Source organism: Microbacterium sp. H6 (assembly GCF_003314775.1).
GTDB classification, from domain to species: domain Bacteria; phylum Actinomycetota; class Actinomycetes; order Actinomycetales; family Microbacteriaceae; genus Microbacterium; species Microbacterium oxydans.
The window spans coordinates 8,280-22,490 of record NZ_QOAY01000204.1 but is presented as its reverse complement, the minus strand read 5'-3'; the positions used below and the strand labels follow the sequence as shown (position 1 = coordinate 22,490).

At 68.1% G+C, this 14,211-nt stretch carries 19 protein-coding genes and 1 tRNA gene; 11 read left to right on the top strand and 9 right to left on the bottom strand.

Annotated features, from left to right (window positions below):
• The first annotated feature begins 275 nt into the window (after positions 1 to 275).
• From DSP71_RS13825 to DSP71_RS13815, 3 genes are all read left to right on the top strand, one after another.
• The gene (locus DSP71_RS13825; RefSeq protein ID WP_058630991.1) at positions 276 to 1,220 is read left to right on the top strand and encodes a thioredoxin domain-containing protein; all 945 of its coding nucleotides are present in this window, start codon (positions 276 to 278) and stop codon (positions 1,218 to 1,220) included.
• A 45-nt stretch (positions 1,221 to 1,265) separates the two neighbouring features.
• Positions 1,266 to 1,338, top strand: a tRNA-Thr gene (locus tag DSP71_RS13820).
• A gap of 114 nt (positions 1,339 to 1,452) precedes the next feature.
• The gene (locus tag DSP71_RS13815) at positions 1,453 to 1,851 is read left to right on the top strand and encodes a VOC family protein (protein WP_113681376.1); all 399 of its coding nucleotides are present in this window, start codon (positions 1,453 to 1,455) and stop codon (positions 1,849 to 1,851) included.
• A gap of 38 nt (positions 1,852 to 1,889) precedes the next feature.
• On the opposite strand, the gene DSP71_RS13810 is transcribed toward DSP71_RS13815, so the two are convergent.
• Positions 1,890 to 2,522 carry a hypothetical protein gene (locus DSP71_RS13810; protein ID WP_113681375.1) on the bottom strand — a complete coding sequence of 211 codons (633 nt, stop codon included), beginning with the start codon at positions 2,520 to 2,522 and terminating at the stop codon, positions 1,890 to 1,892.
• Between the two features lie 115 nt (positions 2,523 to 2,637).
• Between DSP71_RS13810 and DSP71_RS13805 the strand changes: the two genes are divergently transcribed.
• A complete protein-coding gene (locus DSP71_RS13805) occupies positions 2,638 to 2,916 on the top strand; it encodes a hypothetical protein (RefSeq protein WP_061018024.1) in 279 nt (92 codons plus the stop codon).
• A 30-nt stretch (positions 2,917 to 2,946) separates the two neighbouring features.
• Here the strand turns inward: DSP71_RS13805 and DSP71_RS13800 are convergent, their stop codons facing one another.
• Positions 2,947 to 3,270 carry a hypothetical protein gene (locus tag DSP71_RS13800; protein ID WP_061018027.1) on the bottom strand — a complete coding sequence of 108 codons (324 nt, stop codon included), beginning with the start codon at positions 3,268 to 3,270 and terminating at the stop codon, positions 2,947 to 2,949.
• A gap of 181 nt (positions 3,271 to 3,451) precedes the next feature.
• Here DSP71_RS13800 and ppk2 point away from each other — a divergent pair, with 181 nt between their 5' ends.
• Together ppk2 and DSP71_RS13790 are read left to right on the top strand one after the other, a co-directional pair.
• The gene (gene ppk2, locus DSP71_RS13795) at positions 3,452 to 4,297 is read left to right on the top strand and encodes a polyphosphate kinase 2 (RefSeq protein WP_374939220.1); all 846 of its coding nucleotides are present in this window, start codon (positions 3,452 to 3,454) and stop codon (positions 4,295 to 4,297) included.
• Positions 4,298 to 4,363: 66 nt separating this feature from the next.
• Positions 4,364 to 5,317, top strand: a complete 954-nt coding sequence (locus DSP71_RS13790) for an aldo/keto reductase (RefSeq protein ID WP_061018039.1) — start codon at positions 4,364 to 4,366, stop codon at positions 5,315 to 5,317.
• Here DSP71_RS13790 and DSP71_RS13785 read toward each other — a convergent pair.
• The 5 genes from DSP71_RS13785 to DSP71_RS13765 all read right to left on the bottom strand — a co-directional run bounded on the left by DSP71_RS13785 (position 5,280) and on the right by DSP71_RS13765 (position 9,780).
• Positions 5,280 to 5,999 (bottom strand): response regulator transcription factor, encoded by a 720-nt coding sequence (locus tag DSP71_RS13785; protein WP_061018031.1) that lies wholly within the window; start codon positions 5,997 to 5,999, stop codon positions 5,280 to 5,282. The genes DSP71_RS13790 and DSP71_RS13785 overlap by 38 nt on opposite strands.
• Complete coding sequence (locus DSP71_RS13780) at positions 5,996 to 7,270, bottom strand: sensor histidine kinase (protein ID WP_113681373.1); 1,275 nt, start codon at positions 7,268 to 7,270, stop codon at positions 5,996 to 5,998. The genes DSP71_RS13785 and DSP71_RS13780 overlap by 4 nt, the downstream gene beginning before the upstream one ends.
• Positions 7,271 to 7,279: 9 nt before the next feature.
• Positions 7,280 to 8,095, bottom strand: coding sequence for an ABC transporter permease (locus tag DSP71_RS13775; protein ID WP_113681372.1), 816 nt, complete (start codon positions 8,093 to 8,095; stop codon positions 7,280 to 7,282).
• Positions 8,092 to 9,003, bottom strand: coding sequence for an ABC transporter ATP-binding protein (locus tag DSP71_RS13770; RefSeq protein WP_046746540.1), 912 nt, complete (start codon positions 9,001 to 9,003; stop codon positions 8,092 to 8,094). Before DSP71_RS13770 ends, DSP71_RS13775 begins: the two co-directional genes overlap by 4 nt.
• Before the next feature lie 96 nt (positions 9,004 to 9,099).
• Complete coding sequence (locus tag DSP71_RS13765; RefSeq protein ID WP_257021941.1) at positions 9,100 to 9,780, bottom strand: SOS response-associated peptidase; 681 nt, start codon at positions 9,778 to 9,780, stop codon at positions 9,100 to 9,102.
• 48 nt (positions 9,781 to 9,828) lie between these two features.
• Here DSP71_RS13765 and DSP71_RS13760 point away from each other — a divergent pair, with 48 nt between their 5' ends.
• Positions 9,829 to 10,740, top strand: a complete 912-nt coding sequence (locus DSP71_RS13760; RefSeq protein WP_113681371.1) for a DMT family transporter — start codon at positions 9,829 to 9,831, stop codon at positions 10,738 to 10,740.
• 1 nt (position 10,741) lies between these two features.
• Here DSP71_RS13760 and DSP71_RS13755 read toward each other — a convergent pair whose 3' ends face one another.
• Positions 10,742 to 11,305, bottom strand: coding sequence for a nitroreductase family protein (locus DSP71_RS13755; RefSeq protein WP_113681370.1), 564 nt, complete (start codon positions 11,303 to 11,305; stop codon positions 10,742 to 10,744).
• The gene (gene msrB / locus DSP71_RS13750) at positions 11,302 to 11,706 is read right to left on the bottom strand and encodes a peptide-methionine (R)-S-oxide reductase MsrB (protein ID WP_017828933.1); all 405 of its coding nucleotides are present in this window, start codon (positions 11,704 to 11,706) and stop codon (positions 11,302 to 11,304) included. Before msrB ends, DSP71_RS13755 begins: the two co-directional genes overlap by 4 nt.
• A gap of 71 nt (positions 11,707 to 11,777) precedes the next feature.
• On the opposite strand from msrB, the gene DSP71_RS13745 reads away from it, so the two are divergent.
• From DSP71_RS13745 to DSP71_RS23870, 4 genes are all read left to right on the top strand, one after another.
• Positions 11,778 to 12,770 (top strand): DUF2332 domain-containing protein, encoded by a 993-nt coding sequence (locus tag DSP71_RS13745; RefSeq protein WP_113681369.1) that lies wholly within the window; start codon positions 11,778 to 11,780, stop codon positions 12,768 to 12,770.
• 9 nt (positions 12,771 to 12,779) lie between these two features.
• Entirely contained in the window at positions 12,780 to 13,037 is a 258-nt protein-coding gene (locus tag DSP71_RS13740) for a DUF3263 domain-containing protein (RefSeq protein WP_046746544.1), read from the top strand.
• Between the two features lie 81 nt (positions 13,038 to 13,118).
• Positions 13,119 to 13,685 carry a LytR C-terminal domain-containing protein gene (locus DSP71_RS13735; RefSeq protein ID WP_307723494.1) on the top strand — a complete coding sequence of 189 codons (567 nt, stop codon included), beginning with the start codon at positions 13,119 to 13,121 and terminating at the stop codon, positions 13,683 to 13,685.
• 124 nt (positions 13,686 to 13,809) lie between these two features.
• Positions 13,810 to 14,211, top strand: a 402-nt coding sequence (locus tag DSP71_RS23870; protein ID WP_309472622.1) for a TCP-1/cpn60 chaperonin family protein, incomplete at its 3' end; no start/stop codon positions are given.

Here is a 14,211-nt window from a genome sequence, read left to right as displayed (position 1 = left end):
ACCGGGGTACAGGCGGGTGGCCTCGTCGAAAGTCACAGATGCCATTGTCGTTTCTCCTTCACCGGCAGGTACGTGCCGGACGATCCGTAGTGATGAAGCGGTGGGATGAGCCACCGTGACCCGTCTTTGGGTCGAAGTCAGTATGACATGAACAGCGGTACCTGGGTATTTCTCAGCCTCACTGGCTAGCATCGAACTCGGCCGCGCCCAGCGGCGATCGTCGCCGAGCGGCGGTCGGGGCCAACCCGGACCCCCTCAGACTCACAAGAGGAACGATGTCGAGCGACGAAACGCCGAACGTCCCCACACCTCGCAATTCTCGCGAGGTCGTGCGGGAGAAGGCTCAGAAAGTGCACGCCCAGCAGTCGAGGGCGCGCCTCATGCGACGGATCATCATCGGTGCCGTCGCGATCGTCGCCGTAGGGGCGATCGGCACTGCGGTGACCCTTGCGGTGTCAGCACAGGTGTCGAAGCCGAAGCTCACCCCCACCGGAATGGAGTCGGACGGCGTGGTCGTCACCGACATCACCGCCGTGGCGGGGTCCGATGAGGTGCCGGTATCGCCCTCGGAGGAGCCGTCCGATGCCGCAGCCCCGGTGGAGCCGACGCCCGAGGCCACGGCCTCCGAGAAGGTCGACATCCACGTCTACGTCGACTACCTCTCGCCGGACGCGGGCAAGTTCGAGCGGGCCAACGCCCGCCAGCTGGCCGGCTGGATCAGCGAGGGAGCGGTCACGGTCAGCTACCACCCGGTCGCTCTGCTCACCGCGAGCTCGAACGGCACGAAGTACTCGCTGCGGTCCGCAGCGGCTGCCGCCTGCGTGGCCAGCCACTCGCCTGCACAGTTCTACGCGTTCAATCACGACCTGCTCGACAAGCAACCCGACGTGGGCAGCGACGGCATGTCGGATGAGGATCTCGCCAACCTCGCAGCCGCCGTCGGCACCGACAACACCAAGGCCGTGCGCTCGTGCATCGAGGACGGGGACTTCGTCAGCTGGGCGAAGGAAGCGACCACCCGCGCGCTCGAAGGACCACTGTCCGGTTCCAAGGACCTCAAGCTGAACGCGTCGCCCATGATCGTCGCGAACGGCGAGGCATACGTCGGTGCGTTCGACGATCCCGCCGAGTTCTCGCAGTTCGTGCTCAGCGTGGCCAGCGACGCCTCTCGCGAGACGCCGACCCCCACGCCGACTCCGACCACCACGCCTGCCTCCTAGGTCGAGGTGTGGTCGATGCCATCGCTAAGCTGATGGATGGCATCCGCCGACTTGGCGCAATTGGTAGCGCACCGTACTTGTAATACGGGGGTTACGGGTTCGAGTCCCGTAGTCGGCTCCGCACACGAAGGCCCGCATCCCCTTGGAAACACTGGGGATGCGGGCCTTCGTCGTCGCACTGATCGTGACCAGGGCGTGGACGCGAGCCCGTCCTTGACACCAGGATGGGCGCATGACTCTAGGCGACTTTCCGGTGAGGGCTTCGATCGGTGTGAAGGACATCAAGCGGTCCGCTTCCTTCTACGAAGGCATACTGGGGCTCGTCCCCGCAAGCATCGGCCCGAGCGCCGACATCGAAGGGGGCGCCCGTTTCTACGCGTGCGGGCAGGGCACCATGCTCAACGTCTTCGAGACCCCGACGGCGGGGTCGACGCACTCGACGGTCGCCACTTGGTACGTCGACGACCTCGATGCGATCGTCACAGCGTTGACGGCGGCCGGCGCTGAACTCGTCCACTACGACGGTTTCGACCAAGACGAACGAGGGATCGGCCCCCGTGCCGGCGGTGGTCGCATCGCTTGGGTGGAAGATCCTGACGGAAACACCCTCGCGTTCGAGACAGATGACTAGGAACGCGTCAGTCGTGTCCTCCGCCTTCCGGGTCGGAGTCAGCTGCAGAAGCCGGTTGCGGGAAGCGTGTCCGTGACGGTGATGCCGCGGACGAACGGCTCGGCTTCGGAGACCTCGAAGACCATCCACCGAGGACTCGTACCGACGACGTAGCCGGAGGTCCCCGGCGCCGCGTCGAATGCCCCGTCCGGTTCCGCGGTGGTGAGCTCGTCCAACGTCGATCCCAGGCCGATGCCGCTCTCCGTGAGAGGTGAGGTCGCCACGGGGCCGGACAGGGGGACATCGCCCGGCACGCGAATGGTGATGCCGCTCACGCCGCTCTCTCCGGGGTGACTGATGATCCCGAAGCTGGCCTGTGCGCCCTCCGCCGTTTCGTAGTACTCCAGGTCTTCGCAGGGGTCGGTCAGGGCGAACGTGGGGCTCAGCGCATCGACGATCGACTCCGAACCGAGCTCTGCGCGGCCGATCCCCTGGTCGGTGATGAGCCAGGTCGACGTGTCCGCCGCGTCGAAGCTCGGCGTCGATGACGGGGTCGGGCTCGGGGGAGCGGTCGGAGTGGTCGAGGCTGTCGCAGACGGGGTCGGATCCGCGCTCGGAGCCGAGCATGCGGCGAGGGTGATGGACAGGGCCGCGGCTGCGGCGAGGCTGACGAGCCGAACGGAGGTGCGCACAGGTCGAGCATAGGAGTGCGACAGGGATCGCCCGGGGACCGAGCGCTTCCCGCGAGGGTGTCGTCGGTCGCACGGCCGGCACCGGAACGGAACGCGGGCGTCCTAGGCTGGTCTGATGCTCAAAGGACTGATCCGCCCCGTCGAAGCCCACAGCGTGACCCTCAAGGGCGAAGACCTCGTCGAGGTCCGCGCGCAGCTCACGGCTCAGGCTCCCCAAGGGTGGGACCTGGTGTCGGCCATGGCGACGATGGAGAAGGCCGGGTCGATGCGCTCTGTCGAGGGCAAGTTCCTTCGCCGCGACGGGATTCGCGAGATCGAGGCCGACGACATGGCCGCGCTCGAGGGTCAGGTGCCGGAGGGATGGCAGTTGCTCTCCGTGTGGAAGACGGACTGACGTCTCCCTGCGTGTCCGGCGCGGGCGAGTTCAGCTCGCTTCGTCGATCGGCGGCGCCTCGACGACCTCTTCGATCAAGCTGATCCCGCCTGTCGAGCTCGCCGACTGCATGAGGTCCTGAATCCACTTCGGGTTCAACTGCGGCGCCTCCGGTTCGTCGAAGGTGAAACGGAGCGGAATCGACGGGTGCAGCCAGATCGTCGAGCGCCCGGGGGAGTCGCTGTCAGGGTGGCGCCACGACAGGGTGAAGCTCTCGTTGCGCCGCAGTTTCGTCGCGATGACCACCTTCAGATGTGCGAGCGCCCGATCCTCGATGTGGATCGCATCGCCGTTGCCGTACTGGATCGTTCCCATGGGGGAACCCTATCCGCCGACACCTCCCACCCGCTTCTGCCCTCAGCGGCACGCGGAGGCGAGACCATTCCGGAGTATCGCACTAGACGGTGATATGTTACTGACTGTTGAGTTTCCTGGCGGTCCTGCGGATGCGCCAGGTCGAAGACGGCGCAGGTGGCCGACTCCCCGCCGCGGCCACCTGCGCTTGCCTCCTGAAGGCGGGATCCCTGGAGTGCTCATGCCGGAAACGACGCCGGAAGGGCGGCACGATGTCACGGAGAAGCTTGCGCGCGCCGCGTACGAGCGCGAGAAGCGGCTGCTGCAGATCGAGCTCCTGAAACTGCAGGCGCACATCAAGCGCTCATCCGAACGTGCGCTCGTCCTCTTCGAAGGCCGCGACGCCGCGGGAAAAGGAGGCGCGATCAAGCGATTCATGGAGCATCTGAATCCTCGCGGTGCGCGTGTGGTCGCCCTCGACAGACCCAGCGACATCGAGCGCACGCAGTGGTACTTCCAGCGCTACGTCGCGCACCTGCCGTCGGGTGGCGAGATCGTCCTGATGGATCGTTCCTGGTACAACCGCGCGGGGGTCGAACGGGTCATGGGGTACTGCTCGTCTGCCGAGTACGAGGAGTTCCTCCAGACGGCACCGCAGTTCGAGCGCATGCTCGTCGGCTCGGGCATACGGCTCATCAAGCTGTGGTTCTCGGTCAGTGAGCACGAGCAGCGTCGACGCTTCGCCCGGCGGGCTGAAGACACTGTCAGGCAGTGGAAGCTGAGCCCGACCGACGTCGCGAGCATCGATCGATGGGATGACTACACGGCAGCGGAAGAGGCGATGTTCCGCCAGACCGACACCGCGGCACTTCCGTGGCTCGTCATCAGGTCGGACGACAAGAGACGAGCGCGACTGGAAGCGATGCGGTCTGTCCTCACCCGCTTCGACTATCCCGGCAAGGATCCTCTCATCGCTCACGCGCCGGACCCGCTGCTCGTCACCCGTCCGTCGCAGCACTACGGTGACGACGAGACGCCGACGCCGTGACCGGCACCCGACGCAACACGGCGTCATCCGGGAATGCGGGCGATGGGATCGACTGTTGTGATCGTCATGACTCGCATCGGAACAAGTGACCTCGACGTCCTCCCCCTCTCGCTCGGTGGCAACGTGTTCGGTTGGACAGCCGACCGCGACACCTCGTTCGCCGTGCTGGATGCCTTCGTGGACGGCGGCGGCGACTTCATCGACACCGCCGATTCGTACAGCGCCTGGGTTCCGGGAAACGAGGGCGGCGAGAGCGAGACGATCGTCGGCGAGTGGCTCGCATCTCGGAAGCCCGCAGGGGTGGTCGTCGCCACGAAGGTGAGTCAGCATCCGGACTTCCGCGGTCTGGCCGCCTCGAACGTCCGTCGGGCCGCCGAGGCATCGCTGCGGCGTCTGGGCGTCGATGAGATCGACCTGTACTACGCCCACTTCGATGACACGTCGGTTCCCCTGGAGGAGACCGTCGCAGCCTTCGGACAGCTCGTCGACGACGGTCTCGTGCGTCACGTGGCGGTGTCGAACTACTCCGCCGATCGCATCCGTGAGTGGATCGAGATCGCACGGCGCACGGGTGTGGCGCTCCCCGTCGCCGTGCAGCCGCATTACAACCTCGTGCACCGCAACGAGGTCGAGGACTCGATCATCCCGGTCGCCGAGGAGTTCGAACTCGGACTCGTGCCCTACTACTCCTTGGCGAGTGGCTTCCTCACGGGAAAGTACCGGTCGACGGAGACCGTGGGCCAGGATTCGCCGCGCGCGCAGGGAGCGGCGAAGTACGCGACCGAGGCGGGACTGCGGATCATCGACGCCCTCGAGGAGATCGGGGATGCGCACGATGCCTCCATCGCCGCGACCTCCCTCGCCTGGCTTCGCGCGCAGCCGACGGTGGTCGCCCCGATCGCGAGTGCGCGCAGCGTGGAGCAGGTTCCCGATCTTCTCGCCGGGGCGCGCCTCGAACTGTCGAGCGAAGAGGTGCAGCGGCTCAATCGGGTCTCGGAGTGGACGCCGACGAACGCGTGATCGGCGGGCTCTCGTCGCCGACGAGCCCGAGCCGGTGCGCCAGGATCACCGCGTGGATCCTGTCACGGGCACCGAGCTTCGCGAGGACCCGACCGACGTGCGTCTTCACCGTGGACTCGCCGACGTAGAGCGTCTGAGCGATCTCTGCGTTGGTGAGGCCGCGGCCCATCGCGACGAACACGTCGCGCTCGCGCTCGGTGAGCGACTCGAGAGCGGCGCTCTCGGCGGGTGCAGGAGCCGCGGCGGCGCCGAGCTGCGGCGTCACATGTTCCAGCAGCGTTCTCGTGATGCGAGGAGACAACGCGGCATCGCCACGATGCACGGCGCGTACGGCGGAGATCATCTCGTGTCGCTGCGCGTCCTTCAGCAGGAATCCGCTCGCCCCCGCCCGGATCGCCCCGAACGCGTACTCGTCCAGATCGAACGTCGTCAGCACGAGTACCTTGGTCTGCGGACGGTCCCGGATGATCGCCTCCGTGGCGGCGATCCCGTCGAGCTCCGGCATCCGGATGTCCATCAGCACCAGGTCGGGCGCGAGCACGGCGCTCTGCGTGATGGCCGCCCTGCCGTCTCCTGCCTCGCCGACCACGACGATGTCGTCCTCCGATTCGAGGACCATCCGGAACCCGACTCGGATGAGCTGCTGGTCATCCACCAGCAGCACCCTGATCCTCTGCGTCATCCCTCTTCCTCTCTCGTCTGCGCCCGTGCGACGGACGCGCCCCCCGATGCGGGCAGGACCGCCTGCAGGACCCATCGTCCTCCACCTGCCGGCGCCGACTGCACCGTGCCGTGCACGTGGGCGGCGCGCTCCGACAGGCCACGGATGCCGAACCCGTCCGACCCGATCGCGCCGGAGACGCCGTCGTTCACGATCTCGATCGTCACGGCGTCGCTCGTGTACTCCAGGCGCACACTGATGCTCTCGGCCGTCGGGGCGTGACGCATGGCGTTGGTCACGCCCTCCTGGACGATCCTGCCGATCGCGTGCGCGACAGCGGGGGAGACCTCCGTCTGCCCGACCACGGTGAGCGTCGCCGGGTAGCCTGCGCGCTGAGCGGCTTCCACGGTGTCTCGTGCGGGCACGGGCTGCATAGGGGCCAAAGGCAGCGGCGACTCGTCGTCGCGCAGCACCCCGAGCATCGCGCGCATCTCGGTGAGTGCGCCTCTGGCGGTGTCCGCGACGTGCGCCGCGGCCTTCTGAGCCTGTTCGCGGTCGGGGGTGGCCGCCGCTCCCTCGGACAGCGCGACGATGACGGTGAGCGAGTGGGAGACGATGTCGTGCATCTCGCGTGCGATGCGTGCTCTCTCCGATGCGGCCGCGAGCTGCGCCTGCTGGTCGCGCTCGATCAGCAGCTGGCGCGAACGGTCGATGATGGCGAGGAGATAGCGTTTGCGGCCACCCACGTTCACGCCGACCAGGGTGCCGATGAGGCCGAGCGCCGCGTAGCCGAGGGCGGTGTCGAGCCCGACCTGGAGTACGGTGGCCCCGCTCAGCATGAGCACCGTGGTGAGCACGAGGAACCAGGCAGCGCCGATCCCGTAGCAGATCCACGCCAGGCGGGCCGAGCTGTAGACCGCGATGCCGTAGCAGGCCACGAGCAGGAGCACGATGCCGCCCGACATGCCGGTGAAGAGCCCGACGGTTCCCAGGATCACGGCGGCGATGAAGGGACCCAGCGGCGCTCGACGGCGCCAGAGCAGGGTGCTGCATCCGATCGCGACCATGACCAGGGTGGCGATGTTGACAGTGACGTACGTGGCCTCGGGCAGCGTGCTGCGCGGATAGGGCGCGGCCGGAGTGAGCGTCAGGAACAGGCAGATCAGCGCGATCAGGATGTCGGCGAAGAGCGGGTGACGAGCCCAGAACCGCCGGAAGAGACCCGGGGCACGCGGAAGCCGCAGCTCCTCGTCCTCGCGGATCGAGTCGCTGCGGCTTCGCGTTCTGCTCACAGGCCGACTTTACGCGTCGCGCGTGCGCAGCACGCCCCACGCGACCAGGGCGCCACCGGCGACCCAGCAGCCCAGCGTCAGGAACGCGACGGGGGCGTCGAGAGCAGCCGTCTCACCGGGCATGATCGCGGACTGTGCGGCTGCCACCGGGAGGTACGCCGACGCTTCGGTGACCCATGCCCAGGCGTCGCCGGCGAAGGAGAAGAAGCTCGCGACGATCGGCAGGACGAACAGCACACCGACAGTCGCTGCGATCGCTCCGGCGCCCGAGCGCAGGATGAAGCCGAACGAGACCCCGATCAGCGCGAAGACGGCCATCGCGAGCGAGGCGACGACGACCGGCAGCAGCGATGCGGACGGGTCCGACCACTCGATGCCCTGATCGCGCGGCGCGACGATGAGCGTGACCGCGAGCGCCGCGACGGCGAAGATCACCAGCGACGAGATGAACATGAATGCGGCCAGTACCGTCGACTTCGCCGCCAGCACCGAGCCGCGGACCGGGTTCGCCGTGAGCGTCGAGCGGATCATGCCCGTCGAGTACTCACCGGTCACGGAGATCGCACCGATGATGCCGGCGAGCAGCATGGTGAACTGGATCGGCATGATGACGGCCTGGATCGGTTCGAAGTCCGGCATGTCGAGGGCTTGGGCGATGAGCACGGCGATCGCGACGGTCAGGGCTGCAGCGATCCCGATGGACCACCAGGTCGAGCGCAGTGTGGCGAGCTTGATCCACTCGCCGCGCAGTGCACGCCCGAACGTCAGCTTCCGACCGGTGTCGACGCGCGGCCGCGTGGGTGCGGGGGCTTGTGTCGTGGTCATGAGATCTCCTTGGTGCGGTACTCGACGGAGTCGCCGGTGAGAGCGAGGTAGGCGTCTTCCAGCGAACCGGTGGTCGGGGTGAGCTCGTGCAGCGGAATGCCGCGGTCGGCGGCGAGGTCGCCGATCCGCGCAGCGGGCAGGCCCACGATGTCGAGGAGGTCGGGAGCGGAGCTCGCGATCTCCACGTCGGGTCCGCCGACGGCCGCAGCCAGGTCGGCCGGTCGCGGGGTGCGCACCCGCACCGTGTTCCTCGTCCATGACCGGACGAGATCTGCGAGCGGTGCATCGGCGAGCACGCGCCCACGTCCCATCACGATGACGTGATCCGCGGTCTGTGCCATCTCGCTCATCAGGTGGCTCGAGAGGAGCACGGTGCGCCCTTCCCCTGCGGCATGACGGACGAACTGACGCACCCAGCGAACACCTTCGGGGTCGAGGCCGTTGACCGGCTCGTCGAGGATCAGCGTGTGCGGATCGCCGAGCAGCGCCGAGGCGATGCCCAGCCGCTGGCCCATGCCGAGCGAGAACCCTCCCGCACGTTTGCGGGCCACGGACCCGATGCCGGCGAGGTCGATGACCTCGTCGACGCGCGAGGAGGGGATGCCGTGGGTCGCTGCCATCGCGCGGAGGTGGTTGCGGGCCGTGCGGCCGGTGTGCACCGCCTTCGCGTCCAGAAGCACTCCCACCTCCGTCAGCGGGGCGCGGAGCTTGCGGTACTCGCGGCCTGCGACGGCGGCGCGCCCCGACGTGGGACGGTCGAGGCCGACGATCATCCGCATGGTGGTCGACTTCCCCGCACCGTTCGGGCCCAGGAAGCCGGTGACGCTGCCCGGCTGGACGGTGAACGACACGTCGTCGACGGCGGTCTTGTCTCCGAACCTCTTGGTGAGGCCTTCTGCTGTGATCATGAGGACAACGTTACGGAGCGAGGTCGGGAGTGCGCGTCCCCCTCAGGTACACATCTGGTGCCGAGGCGTCCGACCGACGGCGGATGTATCGGTGTGTCAGCGGCGCGGACGAGCCTGAACCCGCGCGGCCATCTCGTCGGACGCGATGATCGCCTCGTCGATGATCTCCCGCGAAACCGGAGCCGTCAGCCAGTCGTGGCTCAGCGACGCCGGGATGAGCAGCGGCATCCGATCGTGGAGATCGACGAGGTGCGCAGGCGCGAGGCGCATGACGATCGAGTAGCACGTGTACCACTGGTCGTCTGCGGTGCGGCCGCGTTGCGTCACGGCGGCCATGCCGAACAGGGTGCCGTCGTCGACGATGAACTCGTTCCACTGCCGGGACGGCTTCTGCATCTCGTACCAGCTCGTTGCCGGGACGATCCCCCGCGACTTCGCGCCGCCCGGGCGCTCCTGCAGGCGCTCGGAGCGGGTGTTGATCGACGGGAACTTCGCCGGCTCGCCGTTCACGAGGAAACCCCACCATGCGGGTTCCAGCGTCGGCGCTGTGTCGGGCTGCACGATCAGCGGATTGAGGTTGCGCAGGTTCTTGCCGGTAGGACGGACGGTCTCACCCGCGTTCTCCTGCGCCCAGACGCGCAGGCCCTCGAGCACCGCGTCGTCTGCCGCGGCGAGGAGCTCTGCATCGGTGAATCGGGGATCGAGACCGTAGCTCGCGCACATGCCGTCAGCGTAGCGCGGGGCGCCGACATCCGGGTGGGAGGGAGCGGGCAGCATCTCGGGTAGGGTCGACGGGTGCCAGAGCCTCGTCGAATCCCCGCCCCGGTGGCACTCGGAGGGGCGGTCGCGATCGGGGTCATGACGGCGATCCAGGCGCGGATCAACGGCGTGCTCGGGGTGCGCGTGGACGACGGCATCGTCGCCGGCTTCCTCTCCTTCTCCGTCGGCCTGCTGGCACTCGCGATCGTGATCGCCTGCCTCCCCTCGGCTCGACGGGGAGTGGCGCGTCTCTGGAGCGGCGTCCGACAGCGCACGATCCCCTTCTGGATGCTCCTCGGAGGCGCCTGCGGTGCACTCACCGTCTCCACCCAGGGGCTCACGGCCGGAGTCCTCGGCGTCTCGCTGTTCACGGTCGGCGTGGTGGCGGGACAGACCGTGCACGGTCTGGTGCTCGATCGCATCGGATTCGGACCGGCCGGCGTCGTCGCGGTCACGCCGGGACGTGTCCTGGGAGGTGCGCTCGCGCTCGCCGCGGTCGGCATCTCGCTGTCCGGGGACGTGCTGGCGTCAGCGCCGCTGTGGATGCTGCTCCTGCCGTTCGCGGCCGGGGTCGGCATCGCGTGGCAGGCAGCGACCAACGGACGTCTGGCCCAGCGCGCGCGCTCACCTCTGGCCGCGACCCTGATGAGCTTCGTCGCCGGAACCGTGGTCCTCGCGCTGGCGTCCGGCGTGAGCATCGCGTTCCGTGGGGCACCCGCCGCCCTCCCCGCCGAGCCGTGGCTGTACCTCGGAGGCTTCCTCGGCGCCGCCTACATCCTCCTCGGCACGTTCATCGTGGCGCAGACGGGGGTGCTGCTGATGGGCCTGGGGTCGGTGCTCGGCCAGCTGACCACGTCGGTGGTGATCGACCTGGTGTGGCCGCCCGCAGCAGGGCCGGCGCTCTGGCAGGTGCTCGCGATGGTCGTGGTCGCCGTCGCGTCTGTCGTGGTCGCGGTGCCGTGGCCTCGCCGCCGCTGAACTACTTCTTCTTCGCCTTCTTGGTTGACGGCTTCGGCATGCGCGTGACGAGCTTGCGGGCGTCGACCGTCTTGCGTCGTCCCGGTTTCTTGTGTTCGGGCTTGCCGCCGACGTAGAGCCAACCCAGGAGCTCCTCGTTCTTCCCGAGCCCGTGGGCCTTGGCGACGGCCTTGGCTCGCGTGTAGTGGCCCGTGCGCCAGATGACGCCCCACCCTGCCTCGTCGAGGAGAAGGCTCAATGTGTGGGCGACCCCGGAGGCGACGGCCTCCTGCTCCCACCGGGGTACCTTCTCGCTCTTCTGGTAGCTCGCGACGACGGCGATGAGCAGCGGGGCGCGCAGCGGCTTCGACGAGGGAGAGGAGTCGCCCTGTGCCTTCGCGATCGCCGCGCCGAGCACCTCCCGATCCGCGCCTCGCAGCTCGATCAACCGCCAAGGGCGCAGCGACGAATGATCGGCCACGCGACCGGCGGCCGCGACCAGCGTGAGCAGTTCGTCGCGGGTGGGCGCGGTGTCTTCGACCTTCGACCAGGACTGCCGTGCGCGGACGGCGTCGAGAGCGCTCACGACGCGTCGGGCGTGAAGTTCAGCGCGATGGAGTTCATGCAGTAGCGGTCGCCGGTCGGCGTCCCGAATCCGTCGGGGAAGACGTGACCGAGGTGCGACCCGCAGTTGGCGCAGCGCACCTCCGTGCGCACCATCCCGAGGCTGTCGTCCTCGATGAGCTCGACCGCGTCAGGACGGATCGACTCGTAGAAGCTCGGCCAACCGCACCCGGAGTCGAACTTCGTTCCGCTCTTGAAGAGCTCGGCGTTGCAGGCACCACAGGTGTAGAGGCCGGCGCGCTCCTCGTCGAGCAGCTCGCCCGTCCAGGCCCGTTCGGTCGCGGCCTGACGCAGCACCGCGTACTGCTCCTCACCGAGCTCCTCGCGCCATTCGTCTTCGGTCTTGTCCACGCTGTACGACATGTGTCCTCCTGAGTCGCTTCCATTCTCTCCCGGGAGACGAGGTCTCGGGTGCTCAGCGTCAGAATGGGACGATGACCGATGCCGTGCAGGACCGCTACGCACGATTCGCCCGCGACGAGGCGCCCGGACGCAGCGCCCTCTACGCCGAATGGGCCGCCGGTGTGGCGGACGACGACGAGCTCAAGGGCATCCTCCAGCGGATCCCGGAGAATCGTCGGCAGCCGCCCCTCGTGTTCGCCGTGACGCGCATGCTCGGCTCCGGACTCGTCGGGTACCCGCAGTGGAGGGACTTCGTGCTCCGCAACGCCGACGCGGTGGTCGCCGAGTGCGCGAACCGCAGCCTCCAGACCAATGAGCCCCTCCGCCTCGCGGCGCTACTGCCCGTGCTGTCGGAGATAGCCGGACCGATCGCGCTGCTCGAGGTCGGAGCGTCGGCGGGGTTGTGCCTGTACCCGGACCGCTACTCGTATCGCTTCATCGCGGCGGATGGATCGGTCAGGAGCGCCCTCGATCCTCTTGACGGACCCTCGACCGTCGTGCTGGAGAGCCGGGTCTCGGGCGCGCTGCCTCCGCTGCGGATGCCGGACGTGGTCTGGCGGGCGGGCGTCGACCTCGCGCCCCTCGATGCGGCGGATGAACGGGATCGGCGCTGGCTGCGTGGGCTCGTGTGGCCGGGAGAGGAGGGGCGGGAGGAGCGCATCGATGCCGCGCTCGAAATCGCGGCATCGGATCCGCCGCTGATCGTCGCCGGCGATGCCCTCGAGGAGATCGATGCGCTCGCCGCGGCGGCGCCGAGCGGGGCGACCCTGGTCGTCACCACGCCGGGTGTGCTGGTCCATATCCCGAGGGCCCGGAGGGAGGCGCTGGTCGCGCGCATCTCCGCTCTGGACGCCCGGTGGGTCACGATCGATCCGCCCGGTGCCCTCGATGTCTGGGAGCCGCCGGTCGAAGGCGACGACTGGCCGGGATTCGTGGTGGCGCTCGACGGACGGGTGCGCGCGGCCGCAGATCCGCTCGGGGGCTGGTGGGAGTGGCGAACGGCTTCGCTGTCTGATGCGTCCTAACCTGGACTCATGCTCGGAGATCTCACGGAGCGCGACCGCACGATCCTCGCCCTGGAGGTCGCTTGGCCACGCCATGGATCGGCCAAGGAAGAGGTCATCCGAGCTCAGCTCGGGATGAGCGCCGCCCGCTACTACCAGCTCCTCGGACGCCTGATCGAGTCGGAGGCCGCCCTGGAATACGACCCCATGCTGGTGCGGAGATTGCGCCGGATCAGGGATTCACGCGCCAGGCAGAGGTCGGCTCGGATACCGGGCTTCGTCGGCTGAAGCGACTCGAGGAAGGCTCTCGGAACGAGCAGTGCCGCGCCGGAGAACGGATTGCCAGGAAGGTGCCGCTAGCATCGAGGGGTGTCCAAGCCCTCCCGCGATCGCTTCGATGACGTTCCCCGTTCCACCGGACGGGTGGGAGCGCATCGCGCCGAAGCTCCGGGAATGAACGGCTGGGTCGTGCTGCTGTGGTCCTTCGTCGCCGCTCTGGTGCTCATCATCGCCGGCATCTTCGGATCGCTCGTGGTCATGGGACGCATCTCGCTCTTCCCCGAGGCCGCTCCCAGCGCCGTTCCCACCCCGGTGGAGACGGGCGTGGTGGACACCTCCATCTCCGTGATGATCCTCAACGGCACGCCGGAGGAAGGGCTCGACACCCAGATGCGCGACCTGCTCATCAACAACGGGTGGGCGTCGGAGAACGTCTTCGCCGGTGACAGCTCCAGCCAGGACTTCGCCACCACGACCGTGTTCTACGTCAACGACGAGGACGAACTCGCGGCGATCGGACTGGCGAACGTGCTCGGTGGAGCGGCCGTGCAGCAGAGCGACTACTACTCGGGTCAGACCGAGGAGGGCAACAAGCAGTTCACAGTGGTCATCGGCCTCGATCGATCGAGCTCAGCCGGCGAGACGCCCACCCCCTGACCTCGGCCGGTGCCGTACCTCCGGCGGCTTGCACTCGAAGGTGTCGAGTGCCAGAATGGCGTTAGCACTCTCTCACTCTGAGTGCTAAACCCAACGTCTACGTCCAGGAGGGACGAAAAAACTCATGGCAAAGATCATTGCTTTCGATGAGGAGGCCCGCCGCGGCCTCGAGCGCGGCCTGAACATCCTCGCCGACGCGGTCAAGGTCACCCTCGGCCCGCGCGGCCGCAACGTCGTTCTCGAGAAGAAGTGGGGCGCCCCCACCATCACGAACGACGGCGTCTCCATCGCCAAGGAGATCGAGCTGGACGACCCGTACGAGAAGATCGGTGCGGAGCTCGTCAAGGAGGTCGCCAAGAAGACCGACGACGTCGCGGGTGACGGCACCACGACCGCCACGGTCCTCGCTCAGGCGCTGGTCCGCGAGGGTCTGCGCAACGTCGCAGCCGGCGCCGACCCCATCTCGCTCAAGCGCGGCATCGAGAAGGCCGTCGCTGCGATCACCGAGGAGCTGCTCGCCAGCGCC

Bases quoted from the DNA above. Each gene is read 5' to 3' on its own strand.
- DSP71_RS13805 (WP_061018024.1), top strand. From the start codon at position 2,638: ATGCTCAAAGGACTGATCCGCCCCGTCGAAGCCCACAGCGTGACCCTC.
- DSP71_RS13825 (WP_058630991.1), top strand. From the start codon at position 276: ATGTCGAGCGACGAAACGCCGAACGTCCCCACACCTCGCAATTCTCGC.
- DSP71_RS13770 (WP_046746540.1), bottom strand. From the start codon at position 9,003: ATGATCACAGCAGAAGGCCTCACCAAGAGGTTCGGAGACAAGACCGCC.
- DSP71_RS13815 (WP_113681376.1), top strand. From the start codon at position 1,453: ATGACTCTAGGCGACTTTCCGGTGAGGGCTTCGATCGGTGTGAAGGAC.
- msrB (WP_017828933.1), bottom strand. From the start codon at position 11,706: ATGTCGTACAGCGTGGACAAGACCGAAGACGAATGGCGCGAGGAGCTC.
- DSP71_RS13785 (WP_061018031.1), bottom strand. From the start codon at position 5,999: ATGACGCAGAGGATCAGGGTGCTGCTGGTGGATGACCAGCAGCTCATC.
- DSP71_RS13765 (WP_257021941.1), bottom strand. From the start codon at position 9,780: ATGCTGCCCGCTCCCTCCCACCCGGATGTCGGCGCCCCGCGCTACGCT.
- DSP71_RS13745 (WP_113681369.1), top strand. From the start codon at position 11,778: ATGACCGATGCCGTGCAGGACCGCTACGCACGATTCGCCCGCGACGAG.
- DSP71_RS13775 (WP_113681372.1), bottom strand. From the start codon at position 8,095: ATGACCACGACACAAGCCCCCGCACCCACGCGGCCGCGCGTCGACACC.
- DSP71_RS13790 (WP_061018039.1), top strand. From the start codon at position 4,364: ATGACTCGCATCGGAACAAGTGACCTCGACGTCCTCCCCCTCTCGCTC.
- DSP71_RS13800 (WP_061018027.1), bottom strand. From the start codon at position 3,270: ATGGGAACGATCCAGTACGGCAACGGCGATGCGATCCACATCGAGGAT.
- DSP71_RS13740 (WP_046746544.1), top strand. From the start codon at position 12,780: ATGCTCGGAGATCTCACGGAGCGCGACCGCACGATCCTCGCCCTGGAG.